Below are 17,054 nucleotides of genomic sequence, written 5' to 3'. Positions count from 1 at the left end.
TGCAGGCTGTGCAGGACCTGCAGACCCTGGAGGTCGTGCAGCCCCTGCAGGCCACGCCGGTGCCGCGCGGCATGCCCGAGCTCGACCCCGAACTGTGGGCCGCGCTGGTCGAGCAGCCCTTCGAGCACGACCTGTTCATGCTGCTGCGCCGGCTCGACGCGCAGGGCGGCCATCCGCTGCTGGGCCGCGCGCCGCGCCCGGCCGACGAGCCGCTGCGGCTGGGGCAGGAACCGTCGATGGCGTTCGCGCCGTCGAACGTGTCGGGCGTCGACGTGGACGGCGACGGCCCGCCGCGCATTTCCATCTACGGCTTCGGCCTGTTCGGCCCCAACGGCCCGCTGCCGCTGCACCTGACGGAGTACGCGCGCGAACGCAAGCGCCACCACGCCGACGACACGCTCAGCGCGTTCGCCGACCTGTTCCATCACCGGCTCATCCTGCTGTTCTACCGGGCCTGGGCCGACGCGCAATCGGTCAACAGCCTGGACCGCCCCGACGGCCACCGCTTCGTCGACTACGTGGCCAGCCTCATGAGCATGGGCCAGCCCGGCCTGCAGGAGCGCGACCGCATTGCCGACCATGCGCGCACTTTCATGGCGGGCCACCTGGTGCGCCAGACGCGCAACCCCGAAGGGCTGATCCAGATCCTCAGGCTGTACTTCGACGTGCCCGTGCGCGTGGAGGAGTTCGTGAGCGACTGGGTGATGCTCGAAGAGCGCGAAGTCAGCCGCCTGGGCCTGTTCGGGCGCAACCACCGGCTGGGCGGCGGTGCCACGCTGGGGCTGGCGGTGCGCGACGCCCAATCCAAGTTCCGCCTGGAGCTCGGGCCCCTCTCGCAGGAGCAGTTCCGCGAGTTCCTGCCCGGCAGCAAGCGCCTGCAGCAGGTGGTCGACTGGGTACGCCAGTACATCGGCATCGAGTTCGCCTGGGAGCTGCGCCTGGTGCTCAAGAAGGACGACGCGCACGGCTCCACGCTGGGCGGCAGCCAGCGCCTGGGCTGGGGCAGCTGGCTCGGCACGCGCCTGGCGGACACCGACGCCGGCGACATGGTGTTCCAGCCCGAAGCATTGTTTTCCCGTCACCCATCGGCCGCGCCCGCGGCCCGCCCTGCAAACGCTCTATGACCGACATCCGCCGCGTCTCGCTTTTCTCCAAGCTCAACCCGATGCTCTACAAGGCATTGGAGACCGCCACCGCCTTCGCCAAGCTGCGCGGCAATGCCTACGTGGAGCTGGTGCACTGGCTGCACCAGATCCTGCAGCTGCAGGACAGCGACCTGCGCCGCATCGTCAAGCGCGCGGGGCTGAACCTCGACGCGCTCGAACAGGACGTGGTGCGCGCGCTCGACCGCCTGCCGCATGGCGCCACCTCGATCAGCGACATCTCCGAGCACGTCGACAACGCGGTCGAGCGTGCGTGGGTGTATGCGAGCCTGCGCTTCGAGGCCACCTCGATCCGCGGCGCCTACCTGCTCGCGGGCATCGTCAAGACGCCGGGGCTGCGGCAGGTGCTCTCGGGCATCTCGCGCGAGTTCGACAAGCTGGTGCCCGACGTGCTGGTGGCACAGCTCGCGGCCTGGACCGAAGGCTCGCCCGAAGACGACTTCGACGCCGTGCAGAACGCGGCCGGCGGTGCCCCCGCGGCCACGCACCAGGGCGACGCGCCCGCTGCAGGCGGCTCCGCGCTGGCCAAGTACGCGAGCGACCTCACGGCCAAGGCGCGTGCGGGCGAGCTGGACCCGGTGTTCGGCCGCGACGACGAGATCCGCCAGATCATCGACATCCTCATGCGCCGCCGCCAGAACAACCCGCTGCTCACCGGCGAGGCCGGCGTCGGCAAGACGGCGGTGGTCGAGGGGCTGGCCTCGCGGCTGGCCTCGGGCGACGTGCCGCCGTCGCTGAAGGACGTGTCGCTGTGGGTGCTCGACCCCACGCTGCTGCAGGCGGGCGCGGGCGTGAAGGGCGAGTTCGAGCAGCGCCTGCGCCAGGTGATCGACGAGGTCGAGAAGAGCCCCAAGCCCATCGTGCTGTTCGTCGACGAGGTGCACACGCTGGTGGGCGCGGGCGGCACGGCCGGCACCGGCGACGCGGCCAACCTGCTCAAGCCGGCGCTCGCACGCGGACGGCTGCGCACCATCGGCGCGACCACCTGGTCGGAGTACAAGAAGTACATCGAGAAAGACCCGGCGCTCACGCGGCGCTTCCAGACCATCCAGGTGCACGAGCCCACCGAGCCCAAGGCGGTTATCATGCTGCGCGGCATCTCGGCCGAGCTGGAGAAGCACCACGGCGTGCTGATCCTGGACGCCGCGCTCGAAGCGGCCGTGAGCCTGTCGCACCGCTACATTCCCGCGCGCCAGCTGCCCGACAAGGCCGTGAGCCTGCTCGACACGGCCTGCGCGCGCGTCGCGCTGAGCCAGCATGCGCTGCCGGCTGCGCTGGAAGACCTCAAGCGGCGCATCGAGGTGCTGGGCATCGAGTCGGGCATCGCGGGGCGCGAGGCGGCCATCGGCGTGGGCGAGCACCAGCGCGTGGAAGACATCGCGGCCCAGGTGGCTGACGCGCAGGCCGAACTCGATCTGCTCGAGCAGCGGCGCGTGGAAGAGAGCGCGCTGGTCGAGCGCATCGTGGCGCTGCGCAAGCTGCTGTCGCCCGCGGCGGTGCCGGTGCAGGCCGAAGCCCAAACCGACACCGAAGAGGACGGCGATCCGGTCGGTGAGGCGCCGCAACCGGCCGCCGAGCCCGAACGCACACCCGAGGAAATTCGCGCCGAACTCAATGAGGCGCAGGACAAGCTCGTGCAACTGCAGGGCGAGTCGCCGCTCATCCTTGCGGCCGTCGACGCGCAGGCCATCGCCACCGTGGTGGCCGACTGGACCGGCATTCCCATCGGCCGCATGGTGCGCGACGACGCGCAGTCGGTGCTGCGCCTGGGCGAGATCCTGTCGGCCCGCGTGGTCGCGCAGCCCGATGCGCTGGAAACCATTTCACGGCGCATCCGCACCGCGCGCGCACGGCTGGACAACCCGAACAAGCCGGTGGGCGTGTTCCTGCTGTGCGGCCCCTCGGGCGTGGGCAAGACCGAGACCGCGCTGGCGCTGTCCGAAGCGCTGTACGGCGGCGAGCAGAACCTCGTGACCATCAACATGAGCGAGTTCCAGGAGTCGCACACCGTCTCCACGCTCAAGGGCGCGCCGCCGGGCTACGTGGGCTACGGCGAAGGCGGCGTGCTCACCGAGGCCGTGCGCCGCCGGCCCTACAGCGTGGTGCTGCTCGACGAGATCGAGAAGGCCCACACCGACGTGCACGAGATCTTCTTCCAGGTGTTCGACAAGGGCTGGATGGAAGACGGCGAGGGCCGCCACATCGACTTTCGCAACACCGTGATCATCATGACCTCCAACGTCGGCACCGACCTGGTCATGCAGCTGTGCGAAGACCCGAGCCTGCGGCCCGACCCAGAGCCGCTGGCGGCCGCGCTGCGCGAGCCGCTGCTCAAGGTGTTCGCGCCCGCGCTGCTGGGCCGCCTGGTTGTAGTGCCTTATTACCCGTTGCACGCCGAGGCACTGCACCGCATCATCCACCTGCAGCTGGACCGCATCGCGGCGCGGCTGCTGGCGAACCACGGCATCGCGCTGGTGTACGACGACAGCGCCGTCGCATTGGTGGCCCGCCGCTGCACCGCCATCGAGTCGGGGGGGCGGATGATCGACGCGATCCTCACGCACACCATCCTGCCGCGGCTGAGCGAGGAAGTCATCGGCGCCACGGTCAGTGCGCGCAAGCTCGCGAGCGTGCGGCTGAGCGCGGCGGATGACGATTTTCGCTACGAATTTTCTGAACGTTGAGCGCAGAAAGGGAGTACCACATGACCAGAGTAGTCACGGCACATACACCGCTTGCAGCAGACCAGTTGCTGTTCCGTTCGATGCACGGCAATGAAGGGCTGTCGGAGCTGTTCGAGTTCGAGGTCGACCTGTTGAGCCCCAACACCTCGGTCGACATGAAGGCGGTGCTGGGCAAGCCGCTGACGCTCGAGATCGTGACCATCGACGGTACCCCGCGCTATCTCAACGGACAGATCACGCGCTTCACGATGATCGGCCGTGAAGAGAGCTCCTCGCGCTACGTCGTGTACCGCGCTTCGGTGCGGCCCTGGCTCTGGTACCTCACGCGCACCAGCGACTGCAAGATCTTCCAGAACAAATCGGTCGTCGACATCCTGGACGAAGTGCTGGGCGAGTACGGTTTCGCTTTCGAGAAGAAGCTCAGCGCCACCTACCGCCAGCGCGACTACTCCGTGCAGTACCAGGAGACCGACTTCGCATTCGTGAGCCGCATGATGGAACACGAAGGCATCTACTATTACTTCAAGCACGAGAAGAACCAGCACACGCTGGTGCTGGCCGACGACATGGGGGCGCACGACACGCTGCCGGGCTATCCGCGCATCGGCTACCTCGCCACCGATCGCGTGGGCGAGACGGGCCGCGAAGTCATCGACCAGTGGGAGGTGACCGAGGAGATCCGCCCCGGCACCTTCGTGGTCGACGACTTCGACTTCAAGAAGCCCAAGGCCGACCTGCTCAACACGCGCAGCCAGCCGCGCGACAACGATCACGGCCGCTACGAAATGTACGAATGGCTCGGCGGCTACAGCGACGCCGGGCAGGGCGAGCACTACGCGCGCATCCGGCTCGAGGAAGCGCAGGCGCAGGCCGAAGTCGACACCGGCCACTCCAACGTGCGCGGCATGGCGCCCGGCTACCGCTTCAACATGCAGAACGCGCCGCGCGAGGAGGACAACAAGGAATACCTGGTCGTCTCGGTGACCTACAACCTGCGCGAGGGCGGCTATGCGACGGGCAGCCCCGACGGGCTCTACAGCTTCAACTTCGGCGTGCAGCCCACGTCGTTTCCGTTCCGCGCGCCGCGCGTCACGCGGATGCCGACCACGCACGGCCCGCAGACCGCCACGGTCGTGGGCCCGCCCGGGGAAGACATCTGGATCGACAAGTACGGCCGCGTGAAGGTGCAGTTCCGCTGGGACCGCTACGGCCAGCGCAACGAGGACAGCTCGTGCTGGGTGCGCGTGTCGAGCGCGTGGGCAGGCTCCAACTTCGGCGCGGTGAACCATCCGCGCGTGGGGCAGGAGGTCATCGTCGATTTCATCGCCGGTTGCCCGGACCGGCCGATCATCATCGGCCGCGTGTACAACGCCGACCAGATGCCGCCGCTCGAACTGCCGGCCAAGGCAACGGTCAGCGGCTTCATCAGCCGCACCATCAAGGGCGACGGCGAGCTGGCCAACCACTTCGTGATCGACGACGACCCCAGCAACGAGTCGATCAAGATCCACGCGCAGAAGGATTTCAGCCTCAACGTCGAGAACAATGAAACGCACACCGTGGACGGCACGCGCGACACGCTGATCGAAGGCGCGGACACCTACACGACCAACACCTCGCTCGACGAGACGGTCAACGGGCCGCACACGCTGACGGTCAACAAGGGCGGGCCGCAGAAGATCACCGTCAACGGCGGCAACCAGTTCATCAAGGTGGATGGCGGCGACCAGCAGGTCGACGTCATCGGCAACCAGACCATCCATGTCACCGGCAAGCGCAAGGACACGGTCGACAGCGGTGAAGAGCGGATCATCGGTACGTCGCTCAAGGAAGACATCGCGGGTCCGCAGACCACCACGGTGGTCGGCCTGTACACCGAAGAAACCAATGGGAAGAAGGTGACGGTCAACGGCGACGAGGACTATCTCGTCAAAGGCGCGCAGAAGGTGCATGCGAACACCTCGCTGAAAGCGACGACCGATGGCCCCATGAACCTGGAAAGCACCGCGGCGGACATCACGGTCAAGTCGCCGACCAAGATCGTGCTGGATGCGCCCCATGTCGAGGACAAGTCGGCAAAAAAGGTGACCTTCACGGACTGGGCTATTGCCTTCAAGGGCTTCAACATGGGGATCAACGGGGCCAACGTGAGCCTCAACGGCACTTCGCTGTTCGTGAACGGCATGGTGACCAGCCTTGCCGGGCTGAACCTGGGCTTCAACGCCTACTCGCTCACGGGCGCCATCAACAAGTTCGACGTGTATTCCGCCAGCGGTGCTGTCGGCCTCTACAGCACCACCCAGACGGTTTTCACGACGGACAACAGGGCGTTGAAAATCGACTTGTCCCAGATCAAGGTGAACCCCAGAGGCATCACCGTCTATCTCTGAGCCAGGGGCGTGTGTTGGATCTTCTCGCTATGTGGTTCACCAAATACTGGCATCTGATTGTCCCCATCGCTGTCGTCGCGCTGCTGGCGTTCGTGATGACCACGCTGGCCAAGCGCTATGTCTCGCGCGTGATGCATGTGCAGAGTGTGGTCAACCGCCGCGTGATGGGTGTGGATCGCGCCGAGCGAGTGCTTCGTACCGGCCAGCCGGCCGTGGCGACGGTGCTCGAGAGCTATGACACGGCCATGCGGGTCGAGCGCATCTATATCCTCGTGCGGCTCAAGCTCCGAGTACAGCCCGAGGGCGGATTGCCTGCCTACGAGACTGAACTGGACGCCCCGATCAGCCCGGTGAAGCTCGCCGACTTCGCACCGGGGCGCTCCGTGAAGCTGCGCTTCGACCCGGTCTCGCGCGAGATCGCCATCGACCAGCCGATGCGCTGAAGCAGGTGCGCTGCCCCCCATGAAGACCATCAAGCCTTTTCGCCTGAGCATCCTCACGCGGCCCTTCCGGCGGCAGCGGCAGGACATCCTGGGCGTCTCGGTCTTCGCGATGGCCAGCCTGGCGCCCGAGCCCCTGCTGATGCCCGACCAGGATCTCTGGAAGCTGGCGGCCGACGAAATCGGGCCGGGCAACGTGCTGGACCTGGGCGTGCCCAAGATCGAGCCGGAGTGGCTGGTCAGCGGCTATGCGTACACGGCGCATCAGGACGACAAGACACTGTGCGCGGCCAAGGCCGTCTTCCATGGCCAAGCCAAGCCATTGCTGGTGAGCGGTGATCGCTACTGGCTCGACGGCCGCGCGACGCCTGCGCAGCCTTTCGAGCGCTTGAGGCTGGATTGGGCGCACGCCTATGGCGGCCCGAGCGAGCCCGAAAACCCGGAAGGCATCGGCAGCTTCGATGAAACGATCAACGGCGTACAGACGCGCCGGCTTCCGAATGTCGAGTTGCCCGGAGCGCGCCAGGACGCACCCGGGCGGCGCATCGTGCCTGCGGGTTTCGGCGCCGTGCCTCCCGATCGGCCGCAGCGGCTTTCGCTGATGGGGCGCGCCTACGACCAGCAGTGGCTGCAGCACGAGTACCCGGGTTTCGCCGATGACATGGACTGGCGCTACTTCAATGCCGCACCTGCCGACCAGCGCCTGCCTGGCCAGCGCGAATTGCCGCCGGGCGCCGCCTACGAACTGTGGAACATGCACCCGCGGCAGCCGGTGATGCGCGGCCAGCTGCCCGATTGGCAGGCGCGCTGCTTCGCCAGCTTCCAGAAAGACGGTGGCGCGCTGGCGGAGATTTCGCTGCGCCTGAGCACGGCCTGGTTTTTTCCGCACGCCGAGCGCGTGATCCTGGTCTGGCACGGTGCATCGCCCGTCGCAGAGGATGACGCGGCCGACGTCAAGCACATCATGCCCGCGCTCGAGTTGCGCGGGCAGCCGCGGCCGCTCGCCCACTACCAACGGGTGCTGCAGCAGCGCATCGATCCAGCCCAGGCGGTGCTGGTCCTGCGCGACAGCGACCTGGTTCCCAAGGCGGCCATGGGGCCATGGGCAGGCGAACAGATGCCCGATATCGCCTCGCTTCCGCTGGTGCGCAACCTGCGCGCAGGCCGGCAGCGCGAGCGCGAACGCCTGCACGCCCGTCTGCTGGAGCAGGGCCTGGATCCCGAGCAGTATCTGCCGCCGCTGTCCGAACCGGACCTGCAGCCGCCTGCCTCCATCGACGACCTGCCCGACTTCGCCGAGAAGGCCGATCGAGCCCTCGAGCAAATGCGCGAGGCGGCCCTTGTCCGCAGCGCCAAAGACCGTGCTCAGGCCGTCGCACACGGGATGCCCGCTGCCGTTCAACCCGACATCGACATCCCGCCGCTGTCGCAGATGGATCCGCGCAAGCTGTCCGGCGAGATCCAGGCGAGCATCGACAAGGCCATGACCGAGGTGGCGTCGCGGACCGGCAAGCCCGTGCAGCGCCGATTCGACCCGGACCGCCTGCTGCGTGACCTCGCGCGCCTCGAGGAAGACGCGGCGCGCGAGCGCCGAACGCCCCCCACATCCGACGAGGCCGCCGAAAGCGCGCGGCTGCGCGAGCAGGCCGGGCACAGCGCGCGCATGGGGCACCTCTACGGCGCGCACCTGCTCGAGCCGGCGCCGCCGGCCAGCAGCCTGCGCTCCAGGCGGCTGCGTCGGCGTCTCGAGGCCGCGGCCAGCGACGAGCGCCGTTTCGCAGGCATGAGCTTCGCCGGCGCCAACCTCTCGGGCCTGGATCTGCGCGGTGCCGACTTCACGGGAGCGAACCTCGAAGACGTCGACTTCAGCGACGCGCGGCTCGATGGCTGCAACTTCACGCGCGCGGTGCTTGCGCGGACGCGGTTTGTCCGGGCTTCGCTCACCGATGCGCGGCTGGACGAGGCCAACCTGGGTGGCGCGCACTGCGAAGGCGCGAACTTCACGGGTGCGAGCTTCGTGCAGACGCGTTGCAGCAAGGCCATTTTTCGTTCCTGCGTGCTGGCGAAGGCCGCGTTCACACAAGCCGATCTGTTCGAAAGCGAATGGGTGCGTTGCGATGCGCGCGGCTCGCACTGGGAGCAGATGGCGATGGTCAAGCTGGCACTGGAAGACATCGCGTTCGACGACGCCGCGTTCAAGCAGGTGAGCTGGACCGAGTGCAGCTTCAAGGGAACATCCTTCGCACGCGCCTCGCTGAACGCCTGTGCTTTCGTCACCGTCGATGCACAGCAGGGGGTCGACTTCACCGAGGCCAGCCTCGTGACCTGTTCCTTCGTCCATGGCTGCAGCCTGGTGCAAGCCGTGTTCTGCGCCGCTTCGCTCAGGCAGTGCGGCCTGCGCGGCGCCATCTTGGTCGGCGCCGACCTCGCGAAAGCACGCCTTGAAGGTTGCGACTTCTCCGAGTGCGACCTGCGGCGTGCGCGGCTGGAGGGATTGCAGGCCGGCGAGAGCCTGTTCATTCGCGCGGACTTGCGCGAAGCCTCGTTGCGCGGCGCCAACCTCATCGACGCCAACCTTTCCAAGGCCGACCTGCGCTTTGCCAGCTTGCAGGATGCCAACTTGTTTCGCGCCGACGTGTCACAGGCCGCCATGGACGGCTCGACCACCTTCACCGGCGCCTACACCCAGGGAGCCAAGACCTTGCCCGCACGAAGGACTGAGCCGGTTCGATGACAGTCGAAGAACTTCTGGACAAGATTCGGCATGGCGAACCGGTGGTCAAGGCGAGTCTCGCGGGTCAGGACCTCAGCGGCGTCGACCTGTCGGGCGCGCAGATGGAGCACGTCGACCTGAGCCGGACGAATCTGCGTGGCGCCAGCCTCGACGACAGTTCACTGACGCAATGCAACTTCGATCAGGCCGACCTGTCCGCGGCCAGCCTGAGAGGCGTGCGCGTGTTCCGGTGTCGGCTGGAGTCCGCGCAACTCGGCCGCGCGTTCATGCAGGACACCAACTTCTTCGAATCTTCGCTGGCTCACGCGAATTTCGAGAAAGCGCAAATGGAGCGCGTGGCTTTTGTCAGATGCGAGCTCGGGCATGCCGTGTTGAAGCCCGGCATCTGCGATCAGATCGTCGTCACCGAATCACGGGTCGACCAGCTCGATTGCCGTGGGGCACGGCTGTTGCACCTGATGTTCTACCGCATGGATCTGCGCACGGTGGAGTTCGCCCAGGCCCAATGCGATGGATCGATCCTGATGGAGTGCAATCTCGAAGGTCTGCGCTTGCCGCACACCGCCTTCCTGCGCTGCCAGTTCACCGACAGCGCGATGGCAGGTGTCGATTTCAGCGGTGCCGTGCTCACCCAGAGCAATTTCAAGGGCGCCACGCTGGCCAGGGCGAACTTCAGCGGCGTGGATGCCGCCCAGACGATGTTCCCGGAGGCCGATCTGCGTGAAGCGAATTGCAGCGATGCCATCTTCGATCAGTCGATCTGGGCCGACGCCAAACTCGAAGGTGCCGATTTCAGCCGCTCGCGCCTGCCGCTGAGCGTGTTCCATCGCGCGCAGGCGAAGGGTGCCGGCTTTCGCGACGCGGACCTGCACGATGCCGATTTTTCCTATGCCGCGCTTCAGGACGCGGATTTGCGCAATGCACGTTTCTTGCGCACTCGCTTTCATCGGGCCGAGCGCGCAGGTGCGCGTTTCTCGGGAAGCGGTGGCATCATCGAAAACGATCCGGAGCTGTTCAAGGCTCAAGAGATTCATCCGCCGCGCTGATGCCGCCACGCCTGTCCTTTCCACTGTTGACCCATCGAAACAAGGAGACACCATGTCAGTCGTTTCACTGCACAAAGCCTCGAAGCTGACGGCTCCGGTTCACTTCCAAGGGGTGGTCGCCGCATTGCTGCCGGACGGACGTGTCACCGTCGAAGACGAGCAGGGTGCTGTCTGGGTTTGCCGGCGCGCGGCGAGCTGCCTGCTCAAACCGGCCACCGGCGATACCGTGCTGGTGTCCGGTCCCGACAGCGCGCGCGCCTACCTGATCGCCGTGATCGAGCAGGCCGATGCGTCGTCGAGCTGCATCGAGGCGGCGGGCGACGTCACCATCGCGCCGGCAGGCAACGGCCGGGTGACCATCGCCAGTGCCTCGGAGCTCAGGCTTCGCGCGGACAAGCGCTTCGTGCTCAAGGCAGAAGAGGGCGAGTGCGACATCGGTGAACTGCGGCTGGTGACGCGCTCCGTGCAGGCCGCGGCCGGAAGCGTCCGGCTGGTCGGCAAGGTGTTCGAGACCGTGGCCGATCGCATCGTGCAGATGGCGCGCCAGACGCTGCGCCTGACGGATGAAGTCGACCAGGTGCGTGCGGGCCACATGGACTACAAGGCCAGCGAGACGGTGCGCATTCATGGCCACCACACGATGGTCACCGGCCAGGAGCTGGTGAAGGTGGACGCGGCTCAGATCCACATGGGCTAGGCGAGGAGATACCAGATGTTTGCCAACTGTCAGCTCATGGGAATGGACATGGCGTTTCCCGACGTCTGCAGGTCGCCGGTGCCCATTCCGTACCCGAACATGGCCATGGGACCGATGGCCATTCCGAATGCGTGGAACATCCTCTTCATGGCGATGCCGGCACACAACATGGCCACCACCACGCCAATCACCCTGGGGGATCAGCCCGGGGCACTGGGCGGCGTTGTGTCGCAGACGTTCATGCAGCAATCGCGTCATGTGACAGGCGCGTTTACCGTGCTGCTCAAGGGTACGCCGGCCACGCGGGTCACCAGCATCACGATGCAGAACCGTTGCAACATCGTCGGCATGCGCATCGTGCCGAGCCAGTTCAAGGTGCTGATGCTCGCGCCCTGAGGGCGCGTTTATTCAGACCGTTCCCGCGAGCGTCACCTGCTGCGGAAACCCCACCCACACGGCCAGCGCCGAATAGTTGTCGCGCGACTCGTCGGCCTTGGCCTCGGCCGCGCGGCGCAGCAGCGCCAGCCACTCCTCGGCGCTGTCGGCCAGCTGCAGCGAGCGCTCCATCACCTGTTGCGAGATCAGCTGCCAGAGCCCGTCGGTGCACAGCAGGAAGGCATCGCCGTCGGCCAGGCGCCGCGGCGCGGTGAGCGTGGCCTCGGCCGTGGCGCGTGCGCCGAGTGCGCGGTACAGCAGGTTGGTCTTCACCAGCCGCTCGCCGCCGTTCTGGTGGCTCGCGGCGGCGTCGCCGGAGCGCTCCGACAGGCTGTGGTCTTCGGTGCGCTCCATGAGCGCGCCGCGTCGAAACCAATACAGGCGGCTGTCGCCCACGTGGGCCCAGCAGGCCTGGTTGGTGGCGCGGTCGACGAACAGCGAGACGAAGGTGGCGCTCATGCGGCTTTGCTCGGTGAGCTCGCGCTGCCTGGCCAGGATGGCGTCGTTGGCCGACTTCACGCAGCGCTGGATGCTGTCGGGCGCCAGCGAGGGGGCGTCCACGAAGGCGTTGAGGGCGGTGTCCACCGCGATGCGCGAGGCCAGCTCGCCGCCAGCGTTGCCGCCCACCCCGTCGCTCACCACGAAGCAGGCATTGCGCTCGTCCAGGTGGTAGCCGATGGCGTCCTGGTTGCCGCTGCGCTCGCCCACGCAGGAGAACTGCGAGGTCGACACGGGCACGGCGAAGGCGTGGGCGGCGTGGGCCGCTTTGTCGGTCATGGTGTCAGGCACGGCGGGCCTCCTTCAACCGTTCCATTTCCTTGTCGTAGGCCTGCTGGAATGCGCGGCCGAAGACGGCCTGGAAGTCGTCTTCCACGGCCGCGGTGGTTTCCGTGTGCAGCGCCTGCAGCCGGCGCCACAGGCGCGCCTCGCGCCCGCCGGGCAGCAGCTTCTCGCCCAGGCCGCCGTCGTGCGGCGTGTCGCGGGCGAGCGCGGCGGGGTCGAAGCTCTTGAGCAGCGTGAGCAGCGCGGCGCGCATGCCGGCCACCATGCCGAGCTGGTGCGACTGCAGGTCGCCCAGCGCGTCGTGCACGGCGGCCTCGGGCGGAAGGAAGCCGGGCATGCGCGCGCCGAACATCTGCATCAGCACGGCGCGGCCGTTGGGCAGGATCTTGAACGGGTTGTTCTCCTCGTCCACGATCATGGTGATCTCGGCGCGCACCTCGCGCTTGAGCATGGCGCGCGACGACAGCAGTTCGATCGTGCCGTCGGTGAAGGCCCGCATGATGCGGCCCAGGCGCTGCATGGCCTCGAGGTCCATCGGCTGCTGGCCGGCCAGCTCGGGCACGCCCGCGCCTTCGAGGAAGGCCTTGAACAGGGCTTCGGAGGCGGGCGAGGGCGGCGCAGCGGAGACGGGCGACGCAGGCGTTGTCGGCGTTGTCGGTGTTGCGGGCGTGGCGGCGACAGGTGCGGCCACGGGTGCCGCCGGCACTGCGACGGCGGGAGGCGGTGCCACGGCGACCGGCGGCGGCACGACCGGCGCGGCCACCACGGGAGGTGGCGGTGCCTCCAGCTTCACCGGTTCCGCCACCGGCGCAGGCGCGGCCACCGGCATCGGCGGGCGGAACTGCGCCGACACTTCGCGCGCATGGTTCGGCTGGCTGTAGCCCTGCACCGCCGGCTTGTTCCGCAGCAGGTCGAGCGCAGGGTGCGGCTCGCCCGGCAACAGCGTGTCGTGGTGCGCGAGCGATGTGGGGCGGGGGTCTGCCAGCGGCGAGTGCGCGCTGTCGTCCGCCGCGAAGAACGAGAGCGGATCGACCCCGCGCTTCAGTGCGATGTCCGACATGCCGCCGGCTGCGTGCGGGTTCAGCTCGGCCAGCGGGTCTGCCGGGTTCCTGTGCGCCTGCGAGGGCAGCTCGAAGGGCTCGTGCGCCATCGGGTCGGGCATGGGCGCGGGGGTGCTGTCGACGCGCCGCGGCGCATTGGCGAGGATGGCGTCCCAGTCGGCCGCCGAGGGTATCTGCGCCGCCGCAGTGGCGCTGCCGATGTTGCTGCTGCTGTTGTTGTCGCTCGCCTTCGGTGGTGCTGCTGGCGGCTGCACAGGGGCGACGAAAGGCGCGGGCGGTGGCACCGGCGCGGGCACGAACGCCGGTGAAGGTGCCGGTGCGTGCTCGGGCTCCGGCGTACGCTGGGGCATCGGCACGGCCGCAGCAGGCTGCGCATCGCCGATGGGCAGCGCGCCTTCGCCGAACAGGTCTGCGAACACATCGGCGCCAGGCGATGACGGCAGCAGGTCACCAATGGGGCTCGCCTGCACCGGTGCGGCGCCAAGTGCCGGGGACAGCGGGTGCACAGGCGGGGGAGAAAAGGGCGGTGGCGGTGGCGGTGGCGGTGGCGGTGGAGGTGGAGGTGGAGGTGGCGATGGAGGAACGACCGCCACCGTGGGCTCCAGCGGCACCGCAGGCACCGCGCGCTGCGCGCTCGCGGCTTCGAGCACGTAACTGCCGATCGTCACGCGGTCGCCATCGGCCACGCGCGACTCCTGCTCGTGCGCCAGCGTGCTGCCGTTCACGCCGATGGGCAGCACCGCGCTCATGTTGCGCAGCACCACCGCACCGTCCTCGTCGAAGCGCACCGTGGCCTGCAGGCGCGAGATCTGGCGCTGTTCGTCGGGCAGCACGAGGTGGTTGTCGGGGCTGCGCCCGATGGTGCCGCCGGGCGCCGCGAGCCATGCCGAGGGCCCCGCTGTCACCGGCCTGCCGGCATGTTCGATCACTGTCCAACGCATCGCATCTCCCTGGTCGTCGTTTCTCGCCGGCCGCATCGAGGCGCGCCATTGGCGATGTCCATCATCAACGCTTCATTCGCTTCGCGGCCTCGAAGGCCGGGCCCCACACCGGATGCTTGCGCTCCGCCACGCTGAGGTCGAAGGTGGGGAACGTGTCGAGGAGCTTGCGGAACTGCGCGCGGCACTCGGGGATCTGGTTGGCCACGCAGTAGCTGAAGGCCTCGAGCTTCATCGCCTCGAGCCGCGTGTTGGCGTCGGCACCGTCGAACACCGACACACCGCCGCTCTTGAGCGTGCTGACGGCCTTGGCGTAGTCGCCTTCGTCATAGGCCTGTTGCGCGCGCTCCAGCGTGGTGCGCGCTACCTGCTGGCTGAGTCGTTCGGGTTGCGGTGCGGGATCGGGTGCGGGCGGCGGGGTGGTGCAACCCCCGACCATCAAAAGAGTGAACGCCAGAGCTGGCAGACATGACTTCAATCTTTTCTCCTACCTGCTGAATGCAATGTTCGAGATAGTGTGCCGCTGAGTTGCGACAGGCACGCGATGCGCCATCGTAAATGCGCATGCTTTCGATAATATAGGTCGCAACCATATCGGGGAGAACTCAATGCATCGAAGAACCTTGCTACAAGGCGCACTTGCAACGACACCTTTGTTTGCAGGCCTGGTCAGTGGATGCGCATCGACGGCCAAGTCGATGCCCACGCCCTACGCGGTGACCATCAGGATCGACGAGGGCGTGAACCCCGACGGACGCGGGCAGGCGGCGCCCATCCTCGTGAAGGTCTTCGAACTGAAATCTTCCGGTAACTTCGAGACGGCAGACTACTTCGCACTGCAGGACCGCGACCGCGAGACGCTCATGACGGAGCTCGTCAACGCCGACCAGGCCATCATGCGCAGCGGCGAAGAGCGCGTTTTCAAGCGCGAAGCCGGGCTCGACTCGCGCGCCATCGGCATCATCGCGGGCTATCGCAGGCTGGAAGCCTCTCGCTGGCGCATCGTGCTGCCGCTGAAAGAGCCGAAGCAAACCAATCTCTACAAGGTGTGGCAGTTCTCGCCGAGCGACCAGGCGGTGCAGGTGGCCATTCGCAAGACCGGCATCGAGCTGATACCAAGTCGTTAGTTTTTCCGGCGTCTTGCCGTCTTGCTAGTACGAAAGTGCATGTCGTCGACGAATGAAAAGCCATGCCGTATCCAAGACACGCCGTGTAGCATCAGACGCATAAAAAAGCAGATCGATCGGGAGGTCGTTCATCAACGCACCTCCCGTTTCCGTTGAGCAATTCCAGGAGGTTCTTTGGTGACAGTCCGCAATCCGGGCGCCGGAAGAAATGGCGCCCAACCGCAGGCATTGGCGAATCGCGTGGTGTGGTCCGAGGGCATGTACCTCCGGCCGCAGCACTTCCAGCAACTGGAACGCTATGTCGAGCAGTACGTGACCCGCCGCACCGCCGGCCTGCAAGGCGCCTCCTGGGGCTGGCTGCACCTGGAGATCGACCGCGATGCCTACGCGCTCGGCCGCGTATCGCTGCAGAGCGGCGCAGGCGTGCTGCCCGACGGCACGCCGTTCGCGTTCGGCGCCGAAGACGCACCGCTTCCCTACGAAGTACCCACCGACCTCACCGACGAGCTCATCGTGCTCGCGCTGCCGCTGCGCAGGCCTGGCAGCGAGGAGGTCATCTTCGCGGAAGAAGAAGGCTCGGCCGCGCGCTACGGCGTGATCGAGCGCGAGGTGAACGACGGCAACGCCGTGGCCCTGGGCCCCGCCACGCTGCAGCTCGCGTCGCCGCGCCTGCGCCTGGCGCGTGCCTCGTCGCTCACCGCCGAGTGGCAGGCCATCGGCGCGGTGCGCGTGATCGAGCGGCGCACCGACCACAAGCTGGTGGTCGACGCCAACTACATTCCGCCCGTGCTCGACGCGTCGGCGCACGCCATGCTGCGCAGCATGATCGCGGAGCTGCACGGCCTGCTCACGCAGCGCTCCGAGGCGCTGGCCTCGCGCCTGTCGCAGCCGGGCCGCGGCGGCGTGAGCGAGGTGTCCGACTTCCTGCTGCTGGAGCTGGTCAATCGCTATCTTGCGACCACCTGGCACGCACAGCAGGCGGTGCAGGTTCATCCCGAGCACCTGTTCATCGACTGGCTCAAGCTGGCCTGCCACCTGGCCACGCACACCTCGCCCACGCGCCGGCCGGTGGTGTGGCCGGTGTACGACCACGACAACCTCAACGAAAGCATTCGTCCGCTGATGGAAGAGCTGCGCCGTTCGCTGTCGGCCGTGCTCGAGCAGAGCGCCATCGCCATCGAGCTCGAGGAGCGCAGCCATGGCGTGCGCGTGGGCCGCATGCCCGACCCGGTGCTGGTGCGCAACGCGGGTTTCGTGCTCGCGGTGCATGCCGACCTGCCGGCCGAGGCCATCCAGCAGCGCTTTCCCACGCAGGTCAAGATCGGTTCGGTGGAGCGCATCCGCGACCTCGTGCAGCTGCAGCTGCCCGGCGTGGTGGTGCGGCCGCTGCCGGTGGCGCCGCGGCAGATTCCATACAACGCGGGCTACCACTACTTCGAGCTCGACAAGAGCGGCGACATGTGGCGCCAGCTCGAGAAGTCGGGCGGCGTCGCGATGCACCTGGCCGGTGACTTTCCGGGTCTGGCCATGGAGTTCTGGGCGATCCGTCCGTGAGG

13 protein-coding genes are annotated in these 17,054 nt (G+C 67.5%); 10 read left to right on the top strand and 3 right to left on the bottom strand.

All coding sequences use genetic code 11. From position 1 onward, the window contains the following. Positions 1-71: 71 nt before the first annotated feature. From tssG to AC0IYU_RS06325, 8 genes are read left to right on the top strand one after another with little or no spacing between them, the layout of a single operon-like run. Positions 72-1,124 carry a type VI secretion system baseplate subunit TssG gene (gene tssG, locus AC0IYU_RS06360; RefSeq protein WP_472114345.1) on the top strand — a complete coding sequence of 351 codons (1,053 nt, stop codon included), beginning with the start codon at positions 72-74 and terminating at the stop codon, positions 1,122-1,124. After that, the gene (gene tssH, locus AC0IYU_RS06355; protein WP_472114237.1) at positions 1,121-3,847 is read left to right on the top strand and encodes a type VI secretion system ATPase TssH; all 2,727 of its coding nucleotides are present in this window, start codon (positions 1,121-1,123) and stop codon (positions 3,845-3,847) included. Before tssG ends, tssH begins: the two co-directional genes overlap by 4 nt. Before the next feature lie 20 nt (positions 3,848-3,867). Then, positions 3,868-6,237 carry a type VI secretion system Vgr family protein gene (locus AC0IYU_RS06350; RefSeq protein WP_472114234.1) on the top strand — a complete coding sequence of 790 codons (2,370 nt, stop codon included), beginning with the start codon at positions 3,868-3,870 and terminating at the stop codon, positions 6,235-6,237. Between the two features lie 29 nt (positions 6,238-6,266). Further along, positions 6,267-6,680 (top strand): hypothetical protein, encoded by a 414-nt coding sequence (locus tag AC0IYU_RS06345; protein WP_472114231.1) that lies wholly within the window; start codon positions 6,267-6,269, stop codon positions 6,678-6,680. A gap of 19 nt (positions 6,681-6,699) precedes the next feature. Then, a complete protein-coding gene (locus AC0IYU_RS06340) occupies positions 6,700-9,411 on the top strand; it encodes a DUF2169 family type VI secretion system accessory protein (RefSeq protein ID WP_472114229.1) in 2,712 nt (903 codons plus the stop codon). Then, a complete protein-coding gene (locus AC0IYU_RS06335; protein ID WP_472114226.1) occupies positions 9,408-10,457 on the top strand; it encodes a pentapeptide repeat-containing protein in 1,050 nt (349 codons plus the stop codon). The genes AC0IYU_RS06340 and AC0IYU_RS06335 overlap by 4 nt, the downstream gene beginning before the upstream one ends. 52 nt (positions 10,458-10,509) lie before the next feature. Beyond that, positions 10,510-11,154 carry a DUF3540 domain-containing protein gene (locus AC0IYU_RS06330; RefSeq protein WP_472114223.1) on the top strand — a complete coding sequence of 215 codons (645 nt, stop codon included), beginning with the start codon at positions 10,510-10,512 and terminating at the stop codon, positions 11,152-11,154. Between the two features lie 15 nt (positions 11,155-11,169). Further along, on the top strand, positions 11,170-11,550 hold the full coding sequence (locus AC0IYU_RS06325) for a DUF4150 domain-containing protein (RefSeq protein ID WP_435496911.1): 381 nt from the start codon (positions 11,170-11,172) through the stop codon (positions 11,548-11,550). A gap of 12 nt (positions 11,551-11,562) precedes the next feature. On the opposite strand, the gene AC0IYU_RS06320 is transcribed toward AC0IYU_RS06325, so the two are convergent. The 3 genes from AC0IYU_RS06320 to AC0IYU_RS06310 all read right to left on the bottom strand — a co-directional run bounded on the left by AC0IYU_RS06320 (position 11,563) and on the right by AC0IYU_RS06310 (position 14,849). Then, positions 11,563-12,366 (bottom strand): PP2C family protein-serine/threonine phosphatase, encoded by an 804-nt coding sequence (locus AC0IYU_RS06320; protein WP_472114220.1) that lies wholly within the window; start codon positions 12,364-12,366, stop codon positions 11,563-11,565. A 4-nt stretch (positions 12,367-12,370) separates the two neighbouring features. Then, entirely contained in the window at positions 12,371-14,374 is a 2,004-nt protein-coding gene (gene tagH / locus AC0IYU_RS06315) for a type VI secretion system-associated FHA domain protein TagH (protein ID WP_472114217.1), read from the bottom strand. 64 nt (positions 14,375-14,438) lie between these two features. Continuing rightward, positions 14,439-14,849: a TssQ family T6SS-associated lipoprotein gene (locus AC0IYU_RS06310; protein ID WP_472114214.1), complete on the bottom strand. Its 411-nt coding sequence runs from the start codon at positions 14,847-14,849 to the stop codon at positions 14,439-14,441. A 130-nt stretch (positions 14,850-14,979) separates the two neighbouring features. On the opposite strand from AC0IYU_RS06310, the gene tssJ reads away from it, so the two are divergent. Both tssJ and tssK read left to right on the top strand, forming a co-directional pair. After that, positions 14,980-15,498 carry a type VI secretion system lipoprotein TssJ gene (tssJ, locus tag AC0IYU_RS06305; RefSeq protein ID WP_472114211.1) on the top strand — a complete coding sequence of 173 codons (519 nt, stop codon included), beginning with the start codon at positions 14,980-14,982 and terminating at the stop codon, positions 15,496-15,498. Positions 15,499-15,672: 174 nt separating this feature from the next. Next, positions 15,673-17,052: a type VI secretion system baseplate subunit TssK gene (gene tssK, locus AC0IYU_RS06300; RefSeq protein WP_472114208.1), complete on the top strand. Its 1,380-nt coding sequence runs from the start codon at positions 15,673-15,675 to the stop codon at positions 17,050-17,052. Positions 17,053-17,054: the final 2 nt, after the last annotated feature.

It is taken from the genome of Variovorax sp. AC103, assembly GCF_979254005.1.
This window is presented reverse-complemented; position numbering and strand designations above follow the sequence as displayed.